The sequence below is a fragment of the Subdoligranulum sp. DSM 23681 genome (genome assembly GCF_057005535.1).
The window spans coordinates 2,480,344-2,505,537 of the sequence record NZ_CM168050.1; the positions used below are offsets into that span (position 1 = coordinate 2,480,344).

Here is a 25,194-nt window from a genome sequence, read left to right on the forward strand (position 1 = left end):
ATAATAACATGAATGTTCCGTTTGTATCCTTCCGCCCCCTGGAAAAAGAGCTGGACAGCGATCTGAGAGGGGCTTTCACGCGGGTTTACGAGAACAGCTGGTATATCGAAGGCCATGAGGACGAGGCCTTTGAAAAGGCATTTGCGGAATACTGCGGCACCAAGTACTGTGTCGGCTGCGGAAACGGCCTGGATTCCCTCATGCTGATCCTGCGTGCGTACGATATTGGGGAAGGGGACGAGGTCATTGTTCCTTCCAATACCTTCATCGCCACGGCGCTGGCGGTTTCCTATGTGGGAGCCACGCCGGTCTTTGTGGAGCCCACTCTGGACTATTACAACATTGATCCCAGCCGGATCGAGGAAAAGGTGACCGATAAGACCAAGGCCATCATGGCGGTGCATCTGTACGGCCATCCGGCGGATATGGACCCCATCCTGGAAATCGCCCACAAGCATGGCCTGAAAGTGATTGAGGATGCGGCCCAGGCGCATGGCGCTCTGTACAAGGGCAAGCGTGTCGGATCTCTGGGGGATGCTGCCGGATTCAGCTTTTATCCCGGCAAGAACCTGGGGGCCCTGGGCGATGCCGGCGGCGTGACCACCAATGATCCCGATCTGGCCGCCAAGGTCCGTGCCCTGGGCAATTACGGCAGCGATTATAAGTATCATCACATCTATAAGGGCCAGAATTCCCGTCTGGATGAGATGCAGGCAGCCTTCCTGGCCGCAAAGTTGCCCCACCTGGATCGCATGAACCAGGAACGCCGCCGGATTGCGGCGCGCTATCTGGCGGAAATCCGCAACCCGCTGATCGTCTTGCCCAAGGTGGAAGAGGGCTGCGAGCATGTGTGGCATATTTTTGCCATCCGCTGCAAGCAGCGTGATGCCCTGGAAGAGCATCTGAAAAAGGCTGATATCGGTTACAATAAGCATTACCCCATTCCCATGCATCTGCAGGGGGCTTATGCGGAACTGAATATTCCCAAAGGTGCACTGCCCATCGCCGAGGAGATCAGCGCCACCGAACTCAGCCTGCCCATGTTCTATGGTATGACCGAAGAGCAGATCGATTGGGTCATCGAAAATCTGAATAATTTCATGGGTTAATCGATAATCCAAACCACAGGAGGCACAGTATGTCCAATATCGGGAAAAACGTTACAATTGCCGCAACCGCACGGATTGGGGAAAATGTTACGCTTCGTGATGGCGTTATTATTGAAGATCATGTTGTTGTCGGGGATAATTGTTATATTGATTACAACACGATTATCAAAGAAAACGTTACGCTGGGGGCAAATAGCTTTGTTGGAGCGAACTCCATTCTGGGCGAGTTTCTCCAGGACTTCTTCGATGGGAATGTCAACAAAAAACATCCGTTGACGATCGGGGAGCACGCATTGATCCGTAGCGGTGCTATTATTTATGGCGACACCGAAATCGGTCCTTATTTCCAGGCCGGTCATCGGGTTACGATTCGGGAAAAGACCCATATGGGAGAGCATGTGATTTTGGGGACGCTCTCTGATGTGCAGGGAGACTGCCAGATCGGAAATTATGTGCATATGCACAGCAACGTTCATATTGGCATGAAGGCAACTCTGAAAGACTTTGTCTGGATTTATCCTTATGTGGTTCTGACCAATGACCCGACGCCCCCCAGCGAAACTCTGGATGGTGTTACGGTGGAGAAATTTGCTGTGGTGTGCACCGGTACGGTGGTGCTGCCTGGACTGCATATCGGTCAGGATGCGCTGATCGGTGCTGGTACCACGCTCACAAAGGATGTTCCGGACATGACCATTATGGTAGGCAATCCGGGCCGTTCTGTGGGAAATGTCACCAAGATCAAGAATGATAAAGGTGAACAGGTCTATCCCTGGCGTTATTCTTTCAAACGCGGTATGCCCTGGAAGGACAGCGATTATGACCACTATATTGCTGAGCAGAAATGAAAGTATACCGAGATTGGTATACGCTCCAAACAAATAAATTAAAAACTACAGTGATAGTGACCGGAAAAATCAGTGTAAAGGAAAGGATTTTGCAAACACCATCATGATTACGTTTTCAATCGACAAGAAAAAATCAAGTTATATACTGATTTTTCTGACCACATTTCTGGTGGGATTCTGGGCACATGGGTACCGCTATTTTAATAGTTTGTACTCACACGATTCTCTGGATATTTCTCAAGGAGACTTTGCTTGGCAAATTTCTTTGGGGCGGTTTATGCAGGTACCCTATATACATTTCCGGGGGCAATTGACTTCCCCCATGGTGATTGGTGTCCTCTCTCTTTTGTTTCTTGGTTGTGCCCTATGCATTGTGCAGGATCTTTTGTCTGTGGCACACATGCCGCTTGTAATGGTGGTCTGTGCTCTTTTTGTTACACAGCCTGCCTTAACTTTTTCCAACGCCTCATTTATTAATTGGTCGGACATTTACATGCTGGCCCTTCTCCTGAATGTGATGGGAATATGGGCAACGCACCGATACAAATATGGCTTTCTGGTCGGATGGATCGGAATTATGCTGGGAACGGCATTGTATCAGGCTTACATGTGCAGTGCAATTGCCCTTGCATTGTTGCTTTTGATGCGGGATATTTTAGGCGGCACAAAATCCGGCACAGTCATCAAGTCTGCCGTCCGGGATATGGCAGTTGTTTTGTGTGGTTTGGTGGCATATGCTGTCAGTAACAAAATTGTGCAGACAGTCACAGGGATTTCTTCCAGTGATGGGTATAATGGGATTGCCAGCGTAGGCGACTACAGCGGAATTTCTATTCCAAAACTGCTCTTGGATACATTTCTTTATCCGTTCCATTTTTTCAGTAGGCCAGACACTGCACACAGAAGTTGGGTATTTGCCGCGCACATCCTTCTTGCTTTGGTAGTCATTGCTTTGCTGATATATAGTATCGGCAAAAAGCAGTTGACTGTCCCGAACCAGGGATTGCTCACCCTTGTCTTGCTTTTCTTTCCCCTGGGAATCAATGCGGTATACTTTATTTCAAAAGGTATGGCACATGATTTAATGCGCTTTTCCTATGTTTTCTCTTACTTGATCGTTGTTGTCCTGTTTGAATCCGTTCAGAAGACCCTCGAGGGGGGGGACCTACGCACAAAGCGTATTCTCCAAGGCACAATTGCGACCTCTTTCGCCTTGATCAGTTTTTGCAATATAATTTTCTCGAACGGGGCCTATTTGAAAAAAGACATGGAATATACTGCCACTTTGTCTACAATGACGCGAATCCTTGATCGGGTTGAACAGGTGGAAGGATATATTCCGCAAGAGACCCCTGTTGTTTTTGTTGGAACATTGGACGAGACACCAATCAGTAAGGATCGACAAGCATTTGGCGATTATTACCCCTATGCGGGTATGCTTTACCATTATTCGGCTACTTACAATTCAACACTTAACGAATACCTGATTAGCATTCTCGGCTATCCGGCTAATTTACAATCAGAAAGCGACTGGGTTGACCGTCCGGAGGTACAGGCGATGCCTGCTTTCCCGGACAAAAATTCTGTGCAGATGATTGATGGAACCGTTGTTGTAAAGTTGTCAGATGGTTGATTTTCTTATCTCTTGGAGTTTCGTTTTATAATCTGGCTGGGACAGAATGATAATGAATTGAAGAAAGTAGGAACTACTAGGTGTTAATTGTAAATGTTCTGGGGTTTGCGGCAGTAAGCTGTTGGCTATCTCTGCACTATAAAGAGAAAATTAATACTGTGGTCCAGACTGCACTGGGAATTTGGATGATGCTGCTGTATTGCCTGGCTCTATTCCAAAAATTGTCTTGGATTGACTGGGTTAGTATGGCTTTGATTTTTGCATTGCTTTTTTATGTATGGAAAAATCATTTGCAAATCAAAAATATTGTAATGGAATTGGCAGATGGTCCGGCAATTTTATTTGTCGCTACAGTTGTGATCTTATCTTTTTTGGTGAAAGATAAGATGGTGGTTAATTTTGATGAACTTGGGGTGTGGGGGCCGGAACCTAAATGCCTTTATATGCTGGATGGATTTGCAGATAAATATATGAATTTGCTTTCTGGTTATTCAGCATACAACCCCGGAGCAATGCTCATTGAATGGTGGACCTGCCATTTCTCGCCAAACCAGTTTAATGAAGGCTTGCTCTATGTAGGTGCATGGTTTATCATTCTTTGCTGCGTCGCACCCGCTTTTGAAAAAGTGAATGTAAATCGGAAATGGGCGTTAGTTTTGTCCTTGCCGGCAAGTGTACTGTTGATTCTCTTGCCGAGCATGTACGGAAAAATGAACTATTTTCTGATTGCAGAGATGCCGATGAGCATGATATTTGTAGGGTGCCTGTTGGCGTGCTTTGACAATAGAAAACACGATAGACAGTTCCGGTTTTTGCGCTTTACGATTAACCTTGCATGTTTGATGTTGGTAAAAGAATCTGGTATTGTTTTTGCGGCGTTTGTTCTTTTATTCTATTTTTTGATGAACGGGCTCAGAAAGGAGGGAAAATGGAATCTTTCAAGAATAATCTTTGGCGTGGGAGGTTTTTTGATTGCGCTTATCCCTGTTGTGGTATGGCGAGAATATTGTGCATTATATGAGCGTAATAATTATTTTGAGTATGCCATTGACGGTACGGTTAACAGCATTAAGACACAGACTTTTACGCTGTCAAATGATTTGCCGGGATATGCGTCCAGTATGCTGAAAGCGTGGATCGGACAGCCTTTGCATGTTGAAACCACCTGCGGATGGGATTTGACTCCTCTTATGGCGGCTTTGTTGGTGCTGGCATTATGCTGGTGCTGCGTCAAAATCAGCGTGTTCAGTAAGGAATGCGCTGTACGATTCTCTGTGCTTTATGTAGGTTTTCTGGTCGTCTATATGATGATGCTGCTTTTTATGCACGCGTATGTCTTTGGAGAAGGACAATATCTTCAACCTGAAAAAATGGTATACACCGTTGGACGTTATACGGAACCACTTTTCTTGGGGGGCTTTGTGTATTTTGTCACGCTGATTCTGAGGGATGCAGAGAAGAAAAGGCTGCAGATAAAGAAGTGGTTAGCTGTAGCAAGCATTATTCTGTTGTGTTCTGATATGGGGCTTGCAAAGGCATATATGTTTGATTATGCTGAAGTGAATTCCCAAATGGCGGACACACAGAATCAGGTTATGAGTCAGGAGTCGGTTTCGAATTTTGTGGACGAAGTGGAAAAACATTTCGGAGAAAAGGATCAGGCAAGAATTCTTTGGATCAGCGACAAAGAAGATGTATTGGTAAAAATGGGACAAACCAGGGTTTTCTTATACATGTTTGCGCCTAAGACATATAGCTACTGTCAGGTAAATCAGGAAGCACAAAATCCTGGAGAACTAATGGAACTGGTAAAACAACAGGTGGAGCAACAACATTTTGGATATGTTTATTTTGATTTCACCGATTCCGGAAAATGGTCAATGTCTGAAACGCAGATGGTGCAGAACCAGTCTATGTATCGAATCCTTCTCATGGATGACGGTACCATTCATTTGGAAAATGTGGATGATCAAATCTGACAAATAGAGTTTTCCAGGGAGGGAAAATACTTTGGAACACATACCGGTTATTATTCCGTCGTATGAACCGGATGAACGTCTGCTGGCGCTTATTGAAGAACTGCAAAAGTTACACCTGGAGATTGTGGTCGTAAACGATGGTAGCGGCTCTGCGTATGACGGTATTTTTCAAAATCTGTCCAGCCGTGGTGTGACTGTCCTGCACCATGCAGTGAACCAAGGAAAGGGAAGGGCACTGAAAACCGCGTTTAACTACTGCCTGCTGCGAGATCCGAAACTTGTCGGCTGTGTGACCGCGGATTCTGATGGACAGCACCTTCCAGAGGATATCGTTCGGTGCGGAAAGGCTCTGAGCCAGCATACAAACTGCCTTGTATTGGGGTGCCGAGATTTTGATGATGCTGCAGTTCCGTCAAAGAGCCGGTATGGAAATAAAGTGACGAGAGTTGTTTTTGGATATGTGTGTGGCTTGAAAATGACGGATACACAAACGGGGCTCCGTGGGATACCGACACAATTTATGAAAGAACTGTTGGTTGTGTCAGGGGAGCGATTTGAATTTGAAACAAATATGTTGATCGCCTCAAAGGATAATTACCCGATCGAGGAAATCAAAATCAACACCGTGTATGATTCCAAGGAAAATCATGCAACGCATTTTGACCCGATTAAAGACTCTATTCAAATCTATAGAATTCTTGGCAAAATTTTTCTGAAGTTTATTATCTCTTCTCTTTCGGCCAGTGTGATTGATTTGAGTCTGTTTACAGTATTTTGCGCTTTACTGAGGGAACGTGCAGGATATATTCTTGTTGCTACTGCACTGGCACGGATTATTTCTGCCAGTTATAATTACATCATCAATTATAAAATTGTGTTTGGTAGCGAAGAACAGCACAGGAAATCTACCGTGAAATATATTGTGCTGGCCTTTATCCAAGGTACTTTGAGCGCGGTTCTTGTAACCAGCATGGTAATGCTATTGGGCGCGCAGATTGAGGTCCTGGTCAAAATCGTGGTGGATACACTGTTGTTTATCATTAGCTTCTATATACAAAGAGAATTTGTTTTCAGAAAAAAGCCGACTGCAGAAAAATAAATGACCGCCAATTATTTGTCTGAAGGGGACTTAGGCAGATGAGAGTGAATGGTGGAGCCTATCGTAGGAGCAAGAAAGGATGTTCTGATTCAATGAAACCCGGTACACCCCGCACCCCATTTTTCTATCGTTTACATATCCGCAGCAAGGAACGCCGCGTTACCCAAATCATGCGTGATCAGGTGGCGGCTGCTGCCAGCCTGCTGGAAATGCTTCTCTCGGTAATGGTACTGGTAGGCCTTCTGGTCAGTACGATCCCTATTGCTCAGGAGATGGTTTCCCTCTGGTTTTCGGACAATACCGATGCGTTCCAGACATTTTTGGGCCATGCCTTCAACCTGGTCATTGGTATTGAGTTCATCAAAATGCTTGCCAAGCATAGTCCGGGAAGTGCGCTGGAAGTGCTTTTGTACGCCATCGCCCGCCAGATGATCCTGGGACATGCTTCCGCAATTGCAAACCTTATCAGTGTGGCTTCCATCGGTTTGATCTTCCTGATCCGCAAATTTGTGTTTGTGCCCAGCTTCGGTTCCACCATGCCGGATGGGCATACGGCTCCGGACCTGATGGAAAGCAACCACCACGACGGCGACGAGACATTCGGCTGAGATAAAAAACGCCCGCAGCATTCTTCCAACACGGGGAAGCGCTGCGGGCGCATTCATTTTTTATAATACTCAAGTCCGGGGGCCTACCGGCTTATCCGGCGGATATTCCCCCTGCAGTTTAGCCTCGATGCGGCTGAGCCGTGCCTCCAATTGCTGGATGCGCTGCAGCTGCATGTCCGGCAGATCCTGCTGGTCCAGATCATCGGCGGGGCAGCAGCGGATGTTGTTGACCCGGACGACCTCCGCGGGAATGCCTACGGCGGTGGCGTTGGCGGGCAGGTTGTGGAGCACCACGCTGCCTGCTCCCACACGGACGTTATCTCCGATGAACACAGGACCCAACACCTTGGCTCCGGCACCGATCAGTACGTTGTTGCCAACGGTAGGATGCCGCTTGCCGGTGTCCTTGCCGGTACCGCCCAGGGTCACGCCGTGATAGATGGTGCAGTTATCGCCGATCTCGGTGGTTTCGCCGAACACGATCCCCATGCCGTGGTCAATGAACAGCCGCTGACCGATCTTGGCCCCCGGATGGATCTCGATACCCGTAAGGTGACGGGAAATCTGGCTGACCAGACGGGCCAGGAACAACAGTTTGTGCCGATACAGCCAATGGGCGATCCGGTGGGTCACCAGCACATGAAATCCCGGATACAGCAAAATCACTTCCAGCACATTGCGCGCTGCGGGGTCCTTGTCCCGTATATTCTTTGCGTCTGCCCAAAGGCCCATGCCGCCTACCTCTTTTCCTGTAAATTCGCTAATGGAATAACCATACCATATTTTCGGGAAAAAGGCAACGGAATCCCTTTTCGGACGTGGGGGAATATGCTATAATACCTTTGTATATGGTCGGGTCATCCGGCCTGAAATATGGGAAAGAAAAGGGAAAAAATCGGGAAAGAACAGGGGGCAGTCATTATGAATCGAATGGAAGCGCTGGAAGAATATCAGCACGCGTGGAAGCGTGCGCAGCGCGATTACCGTGAAAAGATGGCAGCGGGTCAGTATCCGTATCTGCCGGTACTGGATGACATTCTTCAGAACGCCAACATTGAAAATCAACTGCCCATTGGTATTGTGGAAATTCCGCTGGAACTGGTGGTGGGAACCAAAACGGCGGGCCGCACGGCGGCGTTTTCTTCCAATTTTCTGCCGTTGCTCAGCCCCAAGACCGAGTTTGCCACCAAGTGGGTTTCTCTGTGCATGGCCCATGTGGAGGAAGGCATCCGTGACCCCATCCGCTGCTTTGAATACCTGGGCCGCTTTTATGTGCAGGAAGGCAACAAACGGGTCAGCGTCCTGAAGTATTTCGGCGCGGATTCCATCTCTGCCAGCGTGACCCGCATCATGCCGCAGTACAGCGACAACCCGCAGATCCGCCAGTATTATGAATTTGTGGAGTATTATCCCATCTGCGGTATGTATACCCTGACTTTCACCCAGGAAGGCAGTTATGCCCGCCTGCAGAAAGCCATGGGAAAGGCTCCCGGAGAGAAGTGGACGGCCGAAGAACGCGCCGACATTCTTTCGCTGTATAACTGGACCAAGAAGGCCTATTATGCCAAGGGCGGTGAATCCATGCGCCCGACAGTGGGGGATGTCCTGCTCCTGCTGATCCGCCTGTACAAGGTGGATGATCTGAAAAAGCGCACCCCTGCCGAACTGGCCAAAGCCATCGAGGCGGTCTGGCCTGACGTTCTGGCCATCCAGAACCCGCAGCCCGTCAAGCTGAGCACCCAGCCCGCCGAGCCGGGACCCGCTCAGCCCAAGCTGCTGAACCGCATTCTGCCGGGGATCCGCACCAATTCCACGCCCACCCACCTGAAGGTCGCCTTTGTCAATGAACGTACCCCCGAGACCAGCGCCTGGACCAGTCAGCATGAATTCGGCCGCTGCCAGCTGGATCAGGTCTTTGCCGGACAGGTGGAGACCGTTGCCTATCACGGAGCGGTGGCAGGGGAGAACGCCGATGCACTGGTGGAACAGGCCATTGCAGAAGGTGCGGATATCGTCTTTACCACCAGCCCCAAACTGGTGGGGGCCTCCTTGCGTGCGGCCATCCAGCATCCGGAGGTTCGTATCCTGAACTGCTCGGTGGATATGCCGTACACCAGCATCCGGACCTACTACACCCGGGTGTATGAAGCCAAATTCATCAGCGGCGCTATTGCCGGCGCCATGAGCCGCAGCGACCGTATCGGGTATGTGGCCGATTATCCCAGCTTCGGCACACCTGCCAATATCAATGCCTTTGCCCTGGGGGCGCGCATGGTCAACCCCAAGGTCCGCATTGACCTGCAATGGACCTGCCTGCCCGGAGACCCCATGCAGGAATTCACCTCCAAGGGCATCACGATCATTTCCGGCCGAGACAACCCGGCGCCGGGGCGTCCTCAGCGGGAGTTCGGCATCTTCATGATTCGTCCCGGGGGACGTCTGGAAGATCTGGCCTCGCCCTTCTGGCACTGGGGCCAGTTCTATGAAAACGTGATCCGCAGCGTGCTCAACGGAGCCTGGGCCAAGGATGCCGCCGACGGCACGCCCCGTGCGGTCAACTACTGGTGGGGCATGAACAGCGGCGTTATGGATGTGCTGTTCAGCCGGGAACTTCCCCATGATGTGCGGCATCTGGCGGGAATTCTGCGCCAGGGCATCATTGCGGGCGGCATCGACCCCTTTGCCTGCCATATTGTGGCGCAGGACGGGACCCTGATGAACGAAGGCCATTCCGGCTTTGCCCCCGAGCAGATTCTGCATATGGACTGGCTGTGTGATGCTGTTGACGGGGAGATCCCGGAATATGACGCCCTGACCGAGGCATCCAAGCCGATGTATCGCATGCAAGGGATCCACCGGGATAAGCTGCCGGTGGACAAGGAGGCTGAACTATGAGGCTGCTGGCCGTAGCGGATGAGGAATCCAAATACCTCTGGGACTATTATGAGCCGGAAAAACTGCGCGGCTATGACCTGATCATTGGCTGCGGGGACCTGAACTTCCATTATCTGGATTTCCTGGCAACCGTTGCGCCGGTGCCGGTGGTGTATGTGCATGGCAATCATGACGAAAGCTATGACGAACGCCCGCCCGCAGGGGCTGTGTGCATTGACGACGATGTGTTTTGCTATAAAGGATATCGGTTTTTGGGGCTGGGCGGCAGCTGCCGGTACCGTACCGGCGCCTGGCAGTTTACCGAAGCGGAGATGCGCCGCCGCATCCGCCGTGTCCGGGGCAAGATTGCCCGGGCAGGCGGGGTGGATGTGCTGGTGACGCATGCCCCTCTGCATGGTTACGGAGACCTGAATGATCTGGCCCATCGCGGGTTCACGGTCTTTCGGGAAGTTTTGGATACCTACAAGCCCGATGTGATGCTTCATGGTCATGTACATCTGACGTATGGAGCCAACGTCGAGCGGGAACATCAATACGGCCAGACGCGCATCATCAATGCGTTTGAGCGTTTTACCATCGATTTGCCGGACAAGCCGGACATACCGGTTCACCAGGGGCTGCTGGCCCGCTGGCGCGGGTTTGGTGCAAACCGATAACGAGAAACAGGCGGGGGCATCCCAGCCGGAAAGAGGCAAAGATATGAAACAGAAGATCGGCGTTTTGGGGGCAGGTACCTGGGGTACGGCTCTGGCGCGTCTGCTGGCCGTAAACGGCCATGATGTGACCATGTGGAGCGCGATCCCCGAAGAACTCAAGAATATGGCCACCACCCACCGCCATCCCAACCTTCCCGGCATGGAATTGCCCGCTGCTATGCACTATACTGCCGATATGGCCGAGATCTGTGCCGGACGGGACCTGCTGGTATTTGCAGTGCCCTCTGTTTTTGTCCGGTCCACGGCCAAAAAGGCTGCCAAGTATATTCCGGATGGACAGGTCATCGTGGACGTGGCCAAAGGCATTGAGGAAAAGACCCTGATGACCATGTCCGAGATCATCGAGGATGAGCTGTCCAAGGTGCCGGGACACGAAACCTGCAAGGTGGTGGCCCTGTCCGGCCCCACCCATGCGGAGGAGGTGGCCCGGGACCTGCCCACCCTGATCGTGGCGGCCAGTGAGGACGAGACGGCTGCCAAGCAGGTGCAGAAGACCTTCACCAACCCCAATTTCCGCGTCTATACCAACAGCGACCGCCGTGGCGTGGAACTGGGCGGTGCCATCAAGAATGTCATCGCGCTGGCGGTGGGCGTGGCGTTGGGCCTGGGGTACGGGGACAATGCCAAGGCCGCCCTGATCACCCGCGGCAACGCGGAGCTGTCCCGTCTGGGGGTGGCCATGGGCTGTCAGGCCAACACTTTCGCCGGCCTTTCCGGCATGGGGGACCTGATCGTGACCTGCACCAGCATGCACAGCCGCAACCTGCATGCCGGCATGCTCATGGGCCGGGGCATGGACGCCGAAACCGCCAAAAAGGAAGTGGGCCAGGTGGTGGAGGGCATCAACGCCCTGCCCGCTGCCCGCAAGCTGGCCAAGAAGTACAAGGTGGAAATGCCCATCGTGGAGGTGGTGGCCGATATCCTGTCCGGTCACCTGGAAGCCCGCAACGCCGTGGCCTCCCTCATGGGCCGGGATCTGAAACGGGAATGAACCTCTTCTTTTCCGCCGCCTGCAGCACCCGCGCCATCCTGCCGGAAGAATCCAAGCGGCAATTGACAGACCTGTAAATGAAAAAACGCATCCGTGGGGAGAAATTCTCCACGGATGCGTTTTTGTTTGTGGAAAAAGCGGAGGCTCAGAACGCCAGACTTCCCTCACTGCGCCGCAGGTCGTCCCGCTCCAGCTCGGCCAGCAGTTCGTCCTGCTTCTGGTTCAGCAGCAGGCTCTGGCTGTACTGGGTGAACCGTTCGCACTCGTTCTCGGCCAGGAAGGCGGCGGAGTCCGGTCCCAGTGCCAGCTCGTTCACAAACACCACCATCTCCTGGGTGTCGGGAAAGGCCCGCTCCATAAAATCAAAGGCGGCTTCCAGAGCATCCCCGGCGGCCGCTACGGCCTCTTCCCGGCGGCGCACCTGGGCGTTGAAACCGGCCCGCACCGTATCAAAGGCTTCGTCGTTGTCCATGGCGGGGTCCAGCTTCTTGCCCCAGCCCCGCATCAGGGCGGCAGCCCGGGTGTGGGCGGCGATCTGGGCGGCGGTCAGCCGACCGGATGTCTTGCCTGCTTCCAGCTGGGCTTCATAGTCATCGCACTGGGCCGCAAACACGGCGGCAGGGTCGGTGATGTCCCCATTCAGGCTGCGCTTGAAGGCGCGCAGCTGCTGGTAGCAGGCATCGGTGGCCTCGTCGGTCTGACGGGCTTTGGCAAAACGGGTGTTCAGTCCGGCCAGCAGCAGGCTGACTAGGCTCATCCGCTCGTCAAAGGCAGCGTTGAGGGCGCGGTCCAGCACCGCATCAAAGGGCTTGCCCTGCAGGATATCCTCCACCCCATAGTCGGCGCGGTATTTCTGATACAAAGCCCAGTAGGCGGCAAAATCCCGGGCCACTTCCGGATGGCGCAGATACTGCCCGATGACCTCCTCGTCCGCAGGCAGACTCAGCGCCCCGGCCGCCTGCAGATAGGCGGACAGATCCTCCCAGCCGCGGGCGGTGACGAACTTGGGGCCATCCACATCGTTCTCGATCTTGTAGAAGTGCTGGGGCCGCAGTTCCAGATAGGCGGTAATGGCGGGGTGCAGGCGGTGGGCGCGGGCGTATTCCTGCCAGACCGAAAGCTCCGGTTCAATGTCGATGCGCCGCACCCGGTCCAGGGTGACCAGGTCGAAGTCCCGCACGCTCTTGTTGTATTCCGGCGGGTTGCCGGCGGCCACGATGACCCACCCGGCGGGAACCGGCTGGTTGCCGAAGGTCTTGCCCTGCAGAAACTGCAGCATGGTGGGGGCCAGGGTCTCGGACACGCAGTTGATCTCGTCGATGAAGAGGATGCCGTTTTTCAGCCCGGTCTGCTCCATCTTCTCATAGCAGCTGGCAATGATCTCGCTCATGGTGTATTCGGTCACGCTGCGGTCCACGCCGGCGTAGTGCCGGTGCCGGATGAACGGCAGACCCACGGCGCTCTGGCGGGTGTGGTGGGTGATGGTGTAAGCCACCAGGGCGATGCCGCAATCCCGGGCGATCTGCTCCATGATCTGGGTCTTGCCGATGCCCGGAGGGCCCATGAGCAGAATAGGCCGCTGACGGACCGGGGGGATCAGCGGGGTACCGGTGTCGTCGGTGGCCAGATAGGCCCGGACGGTGTTTTCAATTTCCTGCTTGGCGCGTTTGATGTCCATGCTTGCGTACTCCTTCCCGAATGCTTACAGCTGGGGCAGTTCGTCGGGGTCCCATTCCTGCCAATCCAGGGTGGGAGCCGTTTCTTTTTGTTGGGGCATAAATTCTTCCGGAGCCAGGATCAGCCGGATGGCCCAGGGCGGCACTTCCGGCGGCGGGCTCCCGTCTTCCAGAAAGAGAAAGGCCGTCTGATAGGCGGGCGGTCGGGCCGGGAATGTGCCCTTGCCGTCGGTGAAATACAAAACTCCCTGCAGATCCCGCAGCCGCCCTTCCTTCTGCAGCTCGTCAATGCGGGCGAAGGCAGGGCGGAAATCCGTGCCGCCGCCTCCATTCAGCGTCAGGGCCGCGGCGTACCGTTCCAGGGTCTCGGTGTCCTTCAGGAAGGTGATATCCCGCACGGCGTCATCACACTGCATCACCACGATGTTGCACTTGCTGAAAAAGCTGCCGGAGGTTTTCAGCAGGCCGAAGGTCTCCCGCAGGAAGGATTTCACCAGCTCCCCGGCGGTGGACTCGCTGGTGTCAATGACAATGACCAGATCCCGGATCTTTTTGCTTTCCCGGGTCTCCAGCGGTTCAATCAGAGGCATATTTCCGTAGGTGGTCAGCCCGTAGGTGTAGTAGCCCAGATCAAACTCATCCAGGTCCAGCCTGGGCTCCTCCCGCAATACGGCGAACCGGCGCAGGAAGTCCTTGTACAGCCGGCGGCTGCGTCCGGCTTCCACCTGGGCGGCCAGACTCTGGGCCCCGGCGGCTTCTCCCGCCTGACGTCCGGCCTGCTGCATGCTCAGCTGGGTCTCCCGGCCCAGCTGCTCCCATTGGCGGCCCATCATCTGGGCGGCGGGGGCGTCCGGGTCGGTGGGCCACAGCCGGTGACTGTCACAGTAAAACTCCTGCTGCAGCTTGTCCAGCTCCCCGGCGCTGCACTGGGCCAGAACCCGGTAGATGGGGCCGGCGGCCACAAATTTGGCCTTTTCCTTGAGTTCGGCGTAGGTCTTTTGCCGCAGCCAGCTCACCGGTCTGGTCAGGGCCTCCACCCCCAGGGTGTCCAGAGTGTGTTCTACCGCAATGTCGCAGGCCAGCCCCCACAGGGCCGGGTCCCGACCTTCCCGCAGCCAGGGATGGCGGAAGATGCAGTGCAGCACACTGTGCAGATACGCCCGGGCCAGATACTTGCGGTTTTTGCGGTAAATGCGCAGCACCCAGGCAGGTCCGTAGACCAAGGCCGCCCCGTTGGTGGCGGGGCCGCGCTCCGGTTCCGGGTCAGGGGTCAGGCTCAGGGCTCCCAGGGCGGCATTCAGGTAGCGGAGCTGGATATACAGCTCGCTGCGGGTCAGTTCCATGGCGCGGCGTGCCGTGGTGACTTCCCACTCGGCTTGTGTCTGTACATGCTGCGGCATGGTCCTGTCCTCCTTTGTATAAAAGCGTTCCGGCAAAAGCCGGTCACAGATCATCAAAATCGTAGGTCTTCTTCTGCTTCCGTCCGGCGCCGGAAGTACCCGCCAGCAGCAGGGCTGCGCCCTCGCTCCATTGGGCCTGCCCGCAGGCAAGGGCCGCTTCCCGGCGGGACGTTTCGTCCAGTACCCCGGCCAGGGCCTGCAATGCGGCGGCGTCCCGGTCGGCCAGGATCACGGCCACGGCATCAGCGGCATGGCCCGCCAGGTAGGCTCCGTACCGGGCACGGGCTTCTTCGTTCAGCTGTACGGGGCAGCACAGCCGGTCCAGGGCCACCCGGCAGAGCCCTTCGGGGGACTCCTCCGCGTCAGCCATGGCGAAGGCGGCGTCATACTCTTCAAAGGCCAGCACACCCTGGTCAAAACACTGGCGATAGCGGTACCCCACCCCCTCAATGCTGTGGTTGAAGATGTGGGCGGGGGTGTTTTCATGCAGATACTCGGAAAATTCCGGGTAGTACAGGCGTGCCGGTGCTGTGCCGCTCAGAAACTCCACCCCGATGCCGGCAGCCACGGCGGCCAGCATCTTTTTCAGTCCGGTGGCTTCGTCGGGAGCGGCGCGCAGGGCAAAGGTGCGCAGGGCGCGGCAGTTGGTGAACAGGTCGCTGCCCAGGCTTTCAATCCCGGGCCCCGCCGTCAGACGGCGCAGGGTACGGCAGTTGTAGAAAGCGCCGTTATGGATGGCCCGCACGCTGTCGGGCAGAATCACTTCCTGCGCAAACTCTCCGCAGACGGGGTGGTCGGAAGGACAGGCGCCCGCCGGCGTTTCCAGCTGTCCGCCTTCTGGCTCCCGGCGGGCGGAAAAGCAGTACGGCCCGATCTCGGTCACCGGCAGGCCGCCCGCTGTATCCGGCACCAGGGCACGGGGCGACTCCCCGAACAGGCGCAGCAGTCGAGCCCCGCCTGTGCAGGGCTCCCAAAGGATACTGACCGAACGCTGCATACTGCCACCTCGTTTCTGTTTTGGGTCCGGGTCTTTACAACAGGGCTATTATAGCATAAAATGTTGGGACGGGAAACACCAATCCCTGGGTGTATGAAATGAAGAAAGATTTTGGGGAGGTTACAAGGTTTTATGCGCACATCGCACGGTCAAAACGCAATCCTGACGGGGTCCATACCCCGTCAGCTGCTTTTGTTCTTTCTGCCCATCTGGTTCGGAACCCTGTTCCAGCAGCTGTACAACACCGCCGATACCCTGATCGTCGGCAACTTTGTGGGAACCCAGGCCCTGGCGGCGGTGGGCGCCACCGGTGCTTTTGTTCAGCTGCTGGTGGGGGTGTTCGTCGGGCTGTGCAGCGGCGCCGGGGTGGTCATTGCCCAGAGCTACGGCGCCGGCAATGTGGAAGCGGTGGACCGTCAGGTCCACACCGCTCTGTCCATGGCCATTCTGGGCGGTGCTGCGCTGACGGTGCTGGGGCTGGTGACCAGCCGCGGCGTGCTGCTCCTCATGCAGACCCCGGCCGAGATCATCGACGCAGCCACTCTGTATCTGCAGATCTATTTCCTGGGCATGATTCCCCAGATCATCTACAATATGGGTACCAACATCCTGCGGGCGGTGGGGGACAGCAAGCGTCCCCTCTATTTCCTGCTCATTGCCTCCCTGGTGAACATCGTGCTGGACATCGTCTTTGTGGCCGGGTTCAAATGGGGTGTGGCCGGTGCCGCGCTGGCCACCATCATCAGCCAGCTGGCCAGCGCGGTGCTCACGCTGCGCTGTCTGGCAGGCTCCAACGGAATGCCCTGGCACCTGGAAACCGCCCGCATGCGGCCGGACCCGGCGGTGCTTTCCGATATCTGCCGCATCGGTCTGCCCAGTGCGGCCCAGTCGGCCCTGTACAGCATCAGCAACATCGTCATTCAGGCGGCGGTGAACGGGTTCGGCACCACGGCGGTGGCGGCCTGGAGCGTGTACGGCAAGATCGACTTCCTCTTCTGGATGACGGTCAGCTCCTTCGGTATCGCCATCACCACCTTTGCAGGGCAGAACTTCGGGGCCCGACTCTATGACCGGGTCCACCGCGGCACCCGGGTCTGCCTGGGCATGGCAGCCGGCACCACGGTGGCCATCAGTCTGGCGCTGTACCCGCTGGCGGAGCTGGCTTTCCGGCTGTTCAGCCAGGACGACGCGGTGGTGGCCCAGGGTGTTCAGATGATGCACTTCCTGGTCCCCACCTACATCACCTATGTCTGCATTGAGATCTTCTCCGGCGCGCTGCGCGGCTGCGGGGATGTGCGGGTGCCCACCCTCATCACCGTGTTCGGTGTCTGTGGGCTGCGGGTGGCCTGGCTGCTGCTGGTGGTGCCCCGCTTCCACACCATTCTCATGGTGGAAGCCAGCTACCCCATCACCTGGGCCCTGGCCAGTCTGCTGTTTGCTGTCTACTATTTCCAGGGCGGCTGGCTGCGCCGGTGTATGGCAGCCCAGGCTGCCAAGGATGCGCCGGCCGAAAGCTGAAAGGAGCCGGAGATGGATTTTCTGCTTCGCCCTGCCGTTCCCGACGACCTGGGGGAAATTCTGCGGGTCATGCATGTGTCCCGGCGGGCACTGGCTTGTCAGGACTGGTTTGTGCCGGATACAGAGGCATATTTTGCCTCACACATCGACAGCGGGGAAGGGTTCTGCTATGTGGCCCAGGCCCCGGCCGGCGAACTGGCCGCCTATTTTACCGTCAAGCTGGCGGGGGAGGCTGCCGACGCCCTGGGCCGGCAGCTGGGGATGCAGGGCGCGGAACTGCGGGCCTGTGCCCAGATGGACAGCTGCTGTGTGGCACCACCCTACCGGGGCCACAGCCTGGAAGGCCGACTGATGCAGCTGGCCGAACAACGCCTGCTGGACTGGCCTGACCGTCCGTATCGCCACTGTCTGGGCACCGTTCATCCGGATAACGCCGCCAGTCTGTACAGCTTTCTTCATCGGTGGTATCGCATTGCCGCCGCCGATGTGCTGTGTTACGGCGGGAAGCGCCGTTATATCCTGCAAAAAGATCTATAAAGAAAAGGGCCTCTGCCGGAATTCCACGGCAGAGGCCCTTTCTGGTTAAAAATTCAGACGGATTCTTCCAGCGCCTGTCGGGCTTCCCGCACCGCCGAAGCGCTGGTCTGCTGGATGTGCCATTCGTCCAGCCCGGGCAGCCCCATGGGCACGCCCTCCCGGCGGAAGCGCATGCCGCTTTCCCGCAGGGTTTTGCCGCTCATGTGGAAGGCTCTGGCCCGGGGCAGCACCCGGCACAGCTCCCGGATGACCTGGGCGTTCACCCCGGCCCCGATGAGCACCTCGGGACCATCGGTCCGGTCCCGCTCGGCCAGCAGGGAAGTCAGCACAGTCCGGCCATCCAGACAGCAAGCGGCGGCGCCGCTGGTCAGTACCGTGTCAATGCCCAGGGCCGCGGCGGCCAGATATGTTTCCACCGGATTGCGGGATACATCGATAGCCCGGTGCAGTGTCAGACCGGCCCCGGGACCGGCTGCCCGGATCAGGCGGCGGACCGCGTCGGTGTCCACTTCCCCCTCCGCCGTAAGCGCACCGATCACAAACCCGTCGGCGCCGGCTTCCCGCAGCACCGGGATCTGGCGGCACATCAGGTCGATCTCTTCCGGCGTGTACAGAAAATCTCCCGGACGAGGCCGCATGAGGCAGCGCACCGGGATGGTGCTTTCTTCCCGGATCTGAGCCAGCAGCGCGGCATAGGGGGTCAGACCTCCCACGCCCAGGGCACTGCACAGTTCCAGCCGGTCTGCGCCCCCGGCCACCGCCGCACGGGCGGATGCCAGACTGTCCACACAAACTTCCAATACAGGTTTCATAATCGGGTCCCTTTCTCCGGATCAGTGTCCGGCCCTGTAAATTTGAACATAGTATACCACGGAGACCCGAAAATGCACAGTGCCCCCGCAGGGAAGATCCGGCGGGAGCAGCGGGCGGTTCTATAAAAAAACAGGAAAGGATGACTCAGGCTGCCCGACCGCCCCGCACGACCCGCAGAGAGACTGCACGGCGTGTTCCGGCGGCACAGGAGGTCCGCACGGGTGCAGACTGTGTTTTGGGCGCCGGCTTGGACTCTGCCAGCCCGCAAAGAAAGTTCATCCCCACCAGGTCAGCCAGCCCCAGAAGCAGGGCGACGGGCCAGAATACCGTCCCCTCTGCGGCAGCGCAGAAGATTACCAGCAGCAGAAAGCCCATGGCCGACATCAGAAACCGACATACCTGTTGTTTGATCATTTGAAAGTTCATGATTCATACCTCCGCAAACTGTATCAATCACAACCAATTGTTGTTTCATGACTCCATGATAATACAACAAAGAGTTGTTGTCAACCCAAAAAACAACTTTTGAGTGAAAATTTTCCAATTTTCGCTCTTTACAGAAACTACCAAAGGTTGTATAATAAGCACATCAAAGAATCCCCGGCTTCCCCCGGCCGGAAAGGAGCTTGCAGATGTTTGCAGAACGCTTGAAGATGGCCCGCAAGGCCAAAAAATACAGTCAGGCTGAAGTGTCCCGTCTGTTGGGTGTGACCCAGCAGGCAGTAGGAAAGTGGGAAACCGGCCGCTCCACGCCGGATCCCCAGACCGTTGCCCGTCTGGCTGAGATCCTGGACACCACCGCCGACGCTCTGCTGGGGCTGCACAATGCGGCCGCGACCATCAGCCAGGACGTCATGGCCCGCTATGAACAATGTCTTGTCCCGGTGGTGGGCACGGTGCGTGCCGGTTACGGTGCACTGGCCTTTGAGGAGGACTATGGCAAAGAATATGCCAGCGTCAAGGACCCGCAGAACTACTTTTATCTGGTGGTCAAGGGCGACAGTATGGAACCCCGCATTTCGGACGGGGACCTGGCGCTGGTGCGTCGCCAATCCACATTGGACAACGGGGACCTGGGGGTCATCGTGTTTGGCGTGGACGGGGAAGGCACCCTGAAAAAGTACATTCAGCGGGGGAACTCGGTAGTATTGCATCCCTTTAATCCGGCGTATGATGAGGTGGTCATCAAGGGGGAAGACCTGGACCATCTGTACATTGCCGGCAAAGTTGTGGAGACCAAGGCCAAGTGGTAAGGTCTTTTTACAGCAACCAGTATACCAGCAGAAAAGTCCGTTAACCGGGACTTGCGTCTGATAAGTGTGCAGGCGCAGCCCGATAACAGGGACCATAACATATATATTCCGGCAGCCCGCCGGAACGCCAGAAACGGCCGGACGACGGGCTTTCTTTTTTATACCTTTTCTGGCATCGGAGGGCCCTTATCATGGATCTTGCACAAAAGCTGGAAATTCTGGCGGACAGTGCCAAGTATGATGTGGCCTGCACCTCCAGCGGCGTGGACCGGCCCGGGCGCCACGGGGCCCTGGGCAGCTGCTGCGCAGCCGGTATCTGCCACGCCTTCACGCCGGATGGCCGGTGCGTATCCCTTCTGAAGGTGCTGTACTCCAACGCCTGCAGTTATGATTGCAGCTATTGCGTCAACCGCCGCACCAATGATATTCCCCGGGCCACGTTCACCCCCCGGGAACTGGCAGACCTGACCATCGGCTTTTACCGCCGCAATTATATCGAGGGTCTTTTCCTTTCCAGTGCGGTCCTGGGCAGCCCGGATGTGACCATGGAAAAAATGATCGAAGCTCTGCGGATCCTGCGGCAGGAATATCACTTCAACGGATATATCCACGCCAAGGCCATTCCCGGCGCCGACCCGCTCCTGGTCGAGCGTCTGGGGCTTCTGGCGGACCGGCTTTCGGTGAACATTGAACTTCCCAGCGAAGCAAGCCTGGGCCTGCTGGCCCCGGATAAACACAAGGCGGGGATCCTGCGGCCCATGGGGCAGATTGCCCAGCGCACGGCACAGAACCGGCGGGAGATGGCCGTCTACCGCCATACCCCCGCCTTTGCACCGGCGGGACAAAGTACCCAGATGATCATCGGCGCCACGCCGGAAAACGATCTGCACATCCTGCGCCTGACCGAAGGGTTGTACAAAAAATACGCGCTGAAACGTGTGTTTTTCTCCGCTTATCTTCCGGTGGTGCCTGACCCGCGCCTGCCCGCCACTACCACCCGCCCTCCGCTTCTGCGGGAACATCGTCTGTATCAGGCGGACTGGCTGCTGCGCTATTATCAGTTTTCGGCGGCGGAGATCCTCAACGAGGACGAACCCAACTTCGACCCCTACCTGGACCCCAAATGCAACTGGGCCCTGCGCCATCCGGAATTTTTCCCGGTGGAGGTGAACACGGCCACCAAAGCGCAGCTGCTGCGTGTGCCGGGAATCGGCCCCAAAAGCGTTCAGCGCATTCTGGCGGCAAGGCGCCAGCAGCATCTGGGCCTGGAGGAACTCAAGCGCATCGGCGTGGTCCTCAAACGGGCGCGGTATTTCATCACCTGCAACGGAAAAGCGCCCGTACACGGTACCCGTGCCGAGGTGGCGGCCGCACTGCTGGACCCCAACGCCTTCGGGGTGGGGATGCGGCAGCTTTCTTTGGATGATTTTGTGCCTGCGGCGCTGCCGGGAGCCGCGCCTCTGGTGCACCAGCTGACAGATGCGGGTATGGATGCCCGGGAGGCCGCCAGATTGACCAGACAGGAGGCGCTGACATGTCTTACCAAGCGGCTGTAAGTGACGTTTCCTATTGTTATGACGGCAGCTTCCAGGGCTTCCTGTGCTGCATTTTCGAGAGCTTTTCCAAAAAGGAGATTCCCGCCGCGGTGCTGCCGCCCAGCGAGGGGCAGACCTCCCTGTTTGCCCAGCGGGAGATCGAGACCCGTCCCGAACTGGCACGCCGGGTGGCCGCGGGGCTGAACCGGCTGGGAACGGTGGTGCGGGAACGGATCACCACCGGATTCCTGGCGGATGAACCGGGCAAGGAACTGATATTGCTTCGGTTTGCCCGCCTGTGCTTTGAGCGGGGGCCTTCCGCCGCCCGCATGCTGGGAGACGCCGATGTGTCGGCCGCTTTTGAGCTGGAACGGGCGGTCAGCAACGAAAGCTGCAAATACATCGAATTTCTCCGCTTTGAACAGCGCGGAAACATGCTGGGTTCCATCATTCACCCTCGGCACAATATCCTGCCTCTTCTGCGGGGGCATTTCTGCAGCCGTCTGCCGGATGAAGATTTCATGATCTTTGATGCCACCCACGGGATGGCGCTGCTGCGCCGCGGCGGGCGGGTATGCTATATGCAGATGAAGCAGTACACTCCGGCCCCGGACCCGGCAGAAGAAGACTGGCAGGCGTTGTGGAAACGCTTTTTCCGCGCCCTGACCATCCAGGAGAGACGCAACCCCGTTTGCCAGCGCACCCACGCCCCCAAACGATACTGGCGGGATATGTGTGAGATGCAGCCGGAAACTTTTGCAGACCCATAAACCACCCTGCTGGCGGAAAAGGACTTTCGCCCCGTATCGGAATATGATATAATAAGAAGAAATCGCTGCCGCGTCCGGTGCAACGGATCAGCGGCATCCGGCTTGTGGGCTGCTTCCGGACGGAATCCGGCGGAAGGCGGCCGCATAAGATTCTTGCAAAAGGGGAGCTGCACTATGGAAGAATTGCTGCATATTCTGGAAAAGAACGCCCGCCTGTCGGTGGAGGATATCGCCGCCATGATGGATAAGACCCCGGTGGAAGTGGCCGCCATGATGGATGAAGCCGCCGAAAAGGGATACATCCGCGGTTATGAGGCCCTGATCGATTGGGAGCGTGCCGGGGTCAATCTGGTGGAAGCCTCCATCGAGCTGCATGTCTCTCCCCGCAAGAGCCGCGGCTTTGACGAGATCGCTTCGGTCATTGCCAGCTTTGATGAGGTGGACAGCGTCCTGCTCATGAGCGGCGGCTACGACCTGCAGGTCACCATAAAGGGGCACAGTTTCCAGGAGATCGCCCTCTTTGTTGCCAAGCGCCTGTCTCCGCTGGACGATGTTCTGTCCACGGCGACCAGCTTTGTGCTGCGCACCTACAAGCGCGGCGGCCGGCTGTACCAGAACGAAGAAGCTGACGACAGGGAGTGTACGGTGCTGTGATGAATTACGACCAACTGCTTGCACCGGCGGCCAAGGAGATGCGGCCGTCCGGCATCCGCAAGTTTTTTGATCTGGCGGCGGATATGCCGCACTGCATCTCATTGGGCGTAGGGGAACCCGATTTCAAAACGCCATGGAGCATCCGGGACGCGGGAATCCGCAGCCTGGAACAGGGCAAGACCAAGTACACCGCCAACGCCGGCATCAAGGAACTGCGGGCGGAGATCTGCCGGTACCTGTCCCGCCGCATGGATCTGGAATACAAGCCGGAGAACGTTCTTGTCACGGTGGGCGGCAGTGAAGCCATCGACATGACCATCCGTGCCCTGGTGGCACCGGGGGACGAGGTCATCATCCCCGAGCCCTGCTTTGTCTGCTATGAACCCATTACCCAGCTGACCGGCGGCGTGCCGGTGCATATTGCCACCAAGGCAGAGGATGAGTTCCGCCTGACACCGGAAGCGCTGCGCGCGGCCATCACGCCCCGCACCAAGCTGCTGATCCTGCCTTTCCCCAACAACCCCACCGGCGCCGTCATGGACCGCCAGACCCTGGAAGGCATTGCGGAGGTGCTGCGCGGCACCGACATCATGGTTCTGTCGGACGAGATCTACGCCGAATTGACCTACGGCCTGGACCGCCATGTCAGCATTGCCAGTCTGCCGGAGATGAAGGAGCGCACCATTGTGGTCAACGGCTTCAGCAAGGCATACGCCATGACCGGCTGGCGCCTGGGATATGCGGTGGGTCCTCAGCCGGTGATCTCGGTCATGACCAAGATTCACCAGAGCTGCATCATGTCCGCCCCCACCACCAGCCAGTATGCAGCCATTGTGGCTCTGCGCTCCTGCGATGACGAGATCGAGATCATGCGGGATGAGTACAACCGCCGCCGCCGCTATGTGGTCAAGGCGCTCAATGACATGGGACTGACCTGCTTTGAGCCGAGAGGCGCCTTTTACGTATTTCCCAGCATCCGGGTCAGCGGCCTGACCAGCGAAGAATTCTGCGAACGGCTTCTGCGGGAGCAGGAGGTGGCCATTGTCCCCGGCGACGCTTTCGGTGCCTCGGGAGAAGGATTTGCCCGTATCAGCTATGCCTACAGTGTGGATCACCTGCAGACCGCCATGCGCCGCATCCGCCGTTTCCTGGAAGAGCATGATTGGCTGAACGAGAATAAATAAGGCTAGGAAAGGGGAATCCCCCTGTGCATACCAAAAAAATTGTTACCGTGCTGGCCCCCGCCAAGCTGAATCTGTCTCTGGATGTGGTGGGGACCCTGCCCAACGGATACCACGACCTGGATATGGTCATGCAGACCATTGATCTGTATGAACGCCTGGAACTGCGCCGCAGTCCTTATCTGAACCTGCGGATGCCCGGCAGCTTTGTTCCGGTGAACAACAAAAACACGGCGGTCAAAGCGGCACTGGCCTTCTTTGACTATACCGGCCTGCTGGCCGGGGTGGACATCACCATCCACAAACAGGTGCCGGTACGGGCCGGCATGGCCGGCGGCAGTGCCGATGCCGCCGGTGTGCTGGTGGGGCTGAACGAACTGTACGGTGCCCGTCTTTCCATGAGCGAACTCTGCGCCATCGGCGCGGGAATCGGGGCAGACGTGCCCTTTGCGCTTATGGGCGGCACCTGCCGGGTGCGGGGTGTGGGCGACCTGCTCAAGCCGCTGCCGCCCTGCCCGGAATGCTGGTTTGTGGTGGTCATGCCCAGCGTGGGCATTTCCACACCGGAGGCTTTCCAGCGGTATGACCAGCTGGGCAGCCCGGTGCACCCTGACTGCGAAAAGCAGGAAGCCGCCGTGCGGGCCGGAGACCTGCGCGGCGTGTGTGCCGCGGCCGGCAACGCCCTGGAACATTGCTCCGGTGCCACCGAGACACCGTCCATCTGTGCCCTGCTCAATGAAAACGGCGCCCTGACCAGTCTGATGACCGGGTCCGGCGCGGCGGTCTTCGGCATCTTTGAGGAGGAAGAACGGGCCCGTGCCGCTGCCGATGCCCTGCGTGGTCAGTACAGCCAGGTATACGTGGCACGTCCCACCCGCGGCGGCGCAGCCGTGCGCCCCGAACCCCGGCGCCGGTCCCGGCCTGCCGGCGTGTGAATTGTGTGAAACTCCGCACACAGCCGCATCCTATCCGCCCCTTTCGC

General features: G+C 56.9%; 23 protein-coding genes. 17 read left to right on the forward strand and 6 right to left on the reverse strand.

Translation table 11 applies throughout. The features are described 5' to 3' along the window. Positions 1-8 precede the first annotated feature (8 nt). The 6 genes from AC127K_RS11445 (at position 9) to AC127K_RS11470 (ending at position 7,276) form a co-directional block, all read left to right on the forward strand. Positions 9-1,109 carry a DegT/DnrJ/EryC1/StrS family aminotransferase gene (locus tag AC127K_RS11445; protein WP_483720686.1) on the forward strand — a complete coding sequence of 367 codons (1,101 nt, stop codon included), beginning with the start codon at positions 9-11 and terminating at the stop codon, positions 1,107-1,109. 29 nt (positions 1,110-1,138) lie between these two features. After that, a complete protein-coding gene (locus AC127K_RS11450; protein ID WP_483720687.1) occupies positions 1,139-1,957 on the forward strand; it encodes a DapH/DapD/GlmU-related protein in 819 nt (272 codons plus the stop codon). Positions 1,958-2,060: 103 nt separating this feature from the next. Beyond that, complete coding sequence (locus tag AC127K_RS11455; RefSeq protein ID WP_483720689.1) at positions 2,061-3,590, forward strand: glucosyltransferase domain-containing protein; 1,530 nt, start codon at positions 2,061-2,063, stop codon at positions 3,588-3,590. A gap of 80 nt (positions 3,591-3,670) precedes the next feature. After that, a complete protein-coding gene (locus AC127K_RS11460; RefSeq protein WP_483720691.1) occupies positions 3,671-5,569 on the forward strand; it encodes a hypothetical protein in 1,899 nt (632 codons plus the stop codon). Positions 5,570-5,600: 31 nt separating this feature from the next. Further along, the gene (locus AC127K_RS11465) at positions 5,601-6,668 is read left to right on the forward strand and encodes a glycosyltransferase (protein WP_483720692.1); all 1,068 of its coding nucleotides are present in this window, start codon (positions 5,601-5,603) and stop codon (positions 6,666-6,668) included. A 92-nt stretch (positions 6,669-6,760) separates the two neighbouring features. Beyond that, the gene (locus AC127K_RS11470) at positions 6,761-7,276 is read left to right on the forward strand and encodes a transporter (protein WP_483720693.1); all 516 of its coding nucleotides are present in this window, start codon (positions 6,761-6,763) and stop codon (positions 7,274-7,276) included. 69 nt (positions 7,277-7,345) lie between these two features. Here the strand turns inward: AC127K_RS11470 and epsC are convergent, their stop codons facing one another. Next, complete coding sequence (gene epsC, locus AC127K_RS11475; RefSeq protein ID WP_294541810.1) at positions 7,346-8,008, reverse strand: serine O-acetyltransferase EpsC; 663 nt, start codon at positions 8,006-8,008, stop codon at positions 7,346-7,348. 189 nt (positions 8,009-8,197) lie between these two features. Here epsC and AC127K_RS11480 point away from each other — a divergent pair, with 189 nt between their 5' ends. From AC127K_RS11480 to AC127K_RS11490, 3 genes are read left to right on the forward strand one after another with little or no spacing between them, the layout of a single operon-like run. Then, on the forward strand, positions 8,198-10,171 hold the full coding sequence (locus AC127K_RS11480; RefSeq protein WP_483720694.1) for a BMP family ABC transporter substrate-binding protein: 1,974 nt from the start codon (positions 8,198-8,200) through the stop codon (positions 10,169-10,171). Further along, positions 10,168-10,827 (forward strand): metallophosphoesterase family protein, encoded by a 660-nt coding sequence (locus AC127K_RS11485; RefSeq protein WP_294541815.1) that lies wholly within the window; start codon positions 10,168-10,170, stop codon positions 10,825-10,827. Before AC127K_RS11480 ends, AC127K_RS11485 begins: the two co-directional genes overlap by 4 nt. Positions 10,828-10,870: 43 nt before the next feature. Next, positions 10,871-11,878, forward strand: a complete 1,008-nt coding sequence (locus tag AC127K_RS11490; protein ID WP_483720695.1) for an NAD(P)H-dependent glycerol-3-phosphate dehydrogenase — start codon at positions 10,871-10,873, stop codon at positions 11,876-11,878. Between the two features lie 145 nt (positions 11,879-12,023). On the opposite strand, the gene AC127K_RS11495 is transcribed toward AC127K_RS11490, so the two are convergent. From AC127K_RS11495 to AC127K_RS11505, 3 genes are read right to left on the reverse strand one after another with little or no spacing between them, the layout of a single operon-like run. After that, entirely contained in the window at positions 12,024-13,556 is a 1,533-nt protein-coding gene (locus tag AC127K_RS11495; protein WP_483720696.1) for an ATP-binding protein, read from the reverse strand. A gap of 24 nt (positions 13,557-13,580) precedes the next feature. Beyond that, on the reverse strand, positions 13,581-14,954 hold the full coding sequence (locus AC127K_RS11500; protein ID WP_483720698.1) for a vWA domain-containing protein: 1,374 nt from the start codon (positions 14,952-14,954) through the stop codon (positions 13,581-13,583). A gap of 43 nt (positions 14,955-14,997) precedes the next feature. Further along, positions 14,998-15,951, reverse strand: coding sequence for a leucine-rich repeat protein (locus AC127K_RS11505; protein WP_483720700.1), 954 nt, complete (start codon positions 15,949-15,951; stop codon positions 14,998-15,000). Positions 15,952-16,083: 132 nt separating this feature from the next. Between AC127K_RS11505 and AC127K_RS11510 the strand changes: the two genes are divergently transcribed. Together AC127K_RS11510 and AC127K_RS11515 are read left to right on the forward strand one after the other, a co-directional pair. Continuing rightward, complete coding sequence (locus AC127K_RS11510; protein WP_294541827.1) at positions 16,084-17,469, forward strand: MATE family efflux transporter; 1,386 nt, start codon at positions 16,084-16,086, stop codon at positions 17,467-17,469. 12 nt (positions 17,470-17,481) lie between these two features. Next, complete coding sequence (locus AC127K_RS11515; RefSeq protein ID WP_483720702.1) at positions 17,482-18,006, forward strand: GNAT family N-acetyltransferase; 525 nt, start codon at positions 17,482-17,484, stop codon at positions 18,004-18,006. Between the two features lie 53 nt (positions 18,007-18,059). Here AC127K_RS11515 and AC127K_RS11520 read toward each other — a convergent pair whose 3' ends face one another. Further along, the gene (locus AC127K_RS11520) at positions 18,060-18,818 is read right to left on the reverse strand and encodes a copper homeostasis protein CutC (RefSeq protein WP_483720704.1); all 759 of its coding nucleotides are present in this window, start codon (positions 18,816-18,818) and stop codon (positions 18,060-18,062) included. Positions 18,819-18,963: 145 nt separating this feature from the next. After that, entirely contained in the window at positions 18,964-19,245 is a 282-nt protein-coding gene (locus AC127K_RS11525; protein WP_483720705.1) for a hypothetical protein, read from the reverse strand. Positions 19,246-19,451: 206 nt separating this feature from the next. Here AC127K_RS11525 and AC127K_RS11530 point away from each other — a divergent pair, with 206 nt between their 5' ends. The 6 genes from AC127K_RS11530 (at position 19,452) to ispE (ending at position 25,147) form a co-directional block, all read left to right on the forward strand. Further along, on the forward strand, positions 19,452-20,072 hold the full coding sequence (locus tag AC127K_RS11530; protein ID WP_294541835.1) for a LexA family protein: 621 nt from the start codon (positions 19,452-19,454) through the stop codon (positions 20,070-20,072). A gap of 191 nt (positions 20,073-20,263) precedes the next feature. Then, complete coding sequence (locus AC127K_RS11535) at positions 20,264-21,628, forward strand: putative DNA modification/repair radical SAM protein (protein ID WP_294540403.1); 1,365 nt, start codon at positions 20,264-20,266, stop codon at positions 21,626-21,628. Next, positions 21,607-22,377 carry a TIGR03915 family putative DNA repair protein gene (locus AC127K_RS11540; RefSeq protein ID WP_483720706.1) on the forward strand — a complete coding sequence of 257 codons (771 nt, stop codon included), beginning with the start codon at positions 21,607-21,609 and terminating at the stop codon, positions 22,375-22,377. The genes AC127K_RS11535 and AC127K_RS11540 overlap by 22 nt, the downstream gene beginning before the upstream one ends. 174 nt (positions 22,378-22,551) lie before the next feature. Beyond that, positions 22,552-23,031 (forward strand): Lrp/AsnC family transcriptional regulator, encoded by a 480-nt coding sequence (locus AC127K_RS11545; protein ID WP_294540399.1) that lies wholly within the window; start codon positions 22,552-22,554, stop codon positions 23,029-23,031. Next, positions 23,031-24,215 (forward strand): pyridoxal phosphate-dependent aminotransferase, encoded by a 1,185-nt coding sequence (locus tag AC127K_RS11550; protein WP_483720707.1) that lies wholly within the window; start codon positions 23,031-23,033, stop codon positions 24,213-24,215. The genes AC127K_RS11545 and AC127K_RS11550 overlap by 1 nt, the downstream gene beginning before the upstream one ends. 23 nt (positions 24,216-24,238) lie before the next feature. After that, positions 24,239-25,147 (forward strand): 4-(cytidine 5'-diphospho)-2-C-methyl-D-erythritol kinase, encoded by a 909-nt coding sequence (gene ispE / locus AC127K_RS11555; protein WP_483720708.1) that lies wholly within the window; start codon positions 24,239-24,241, stop codon positions 25,145-25,147. The last annotated feature ends 47 nt before the right edge of the window (positions 25,148-25,194 follow it).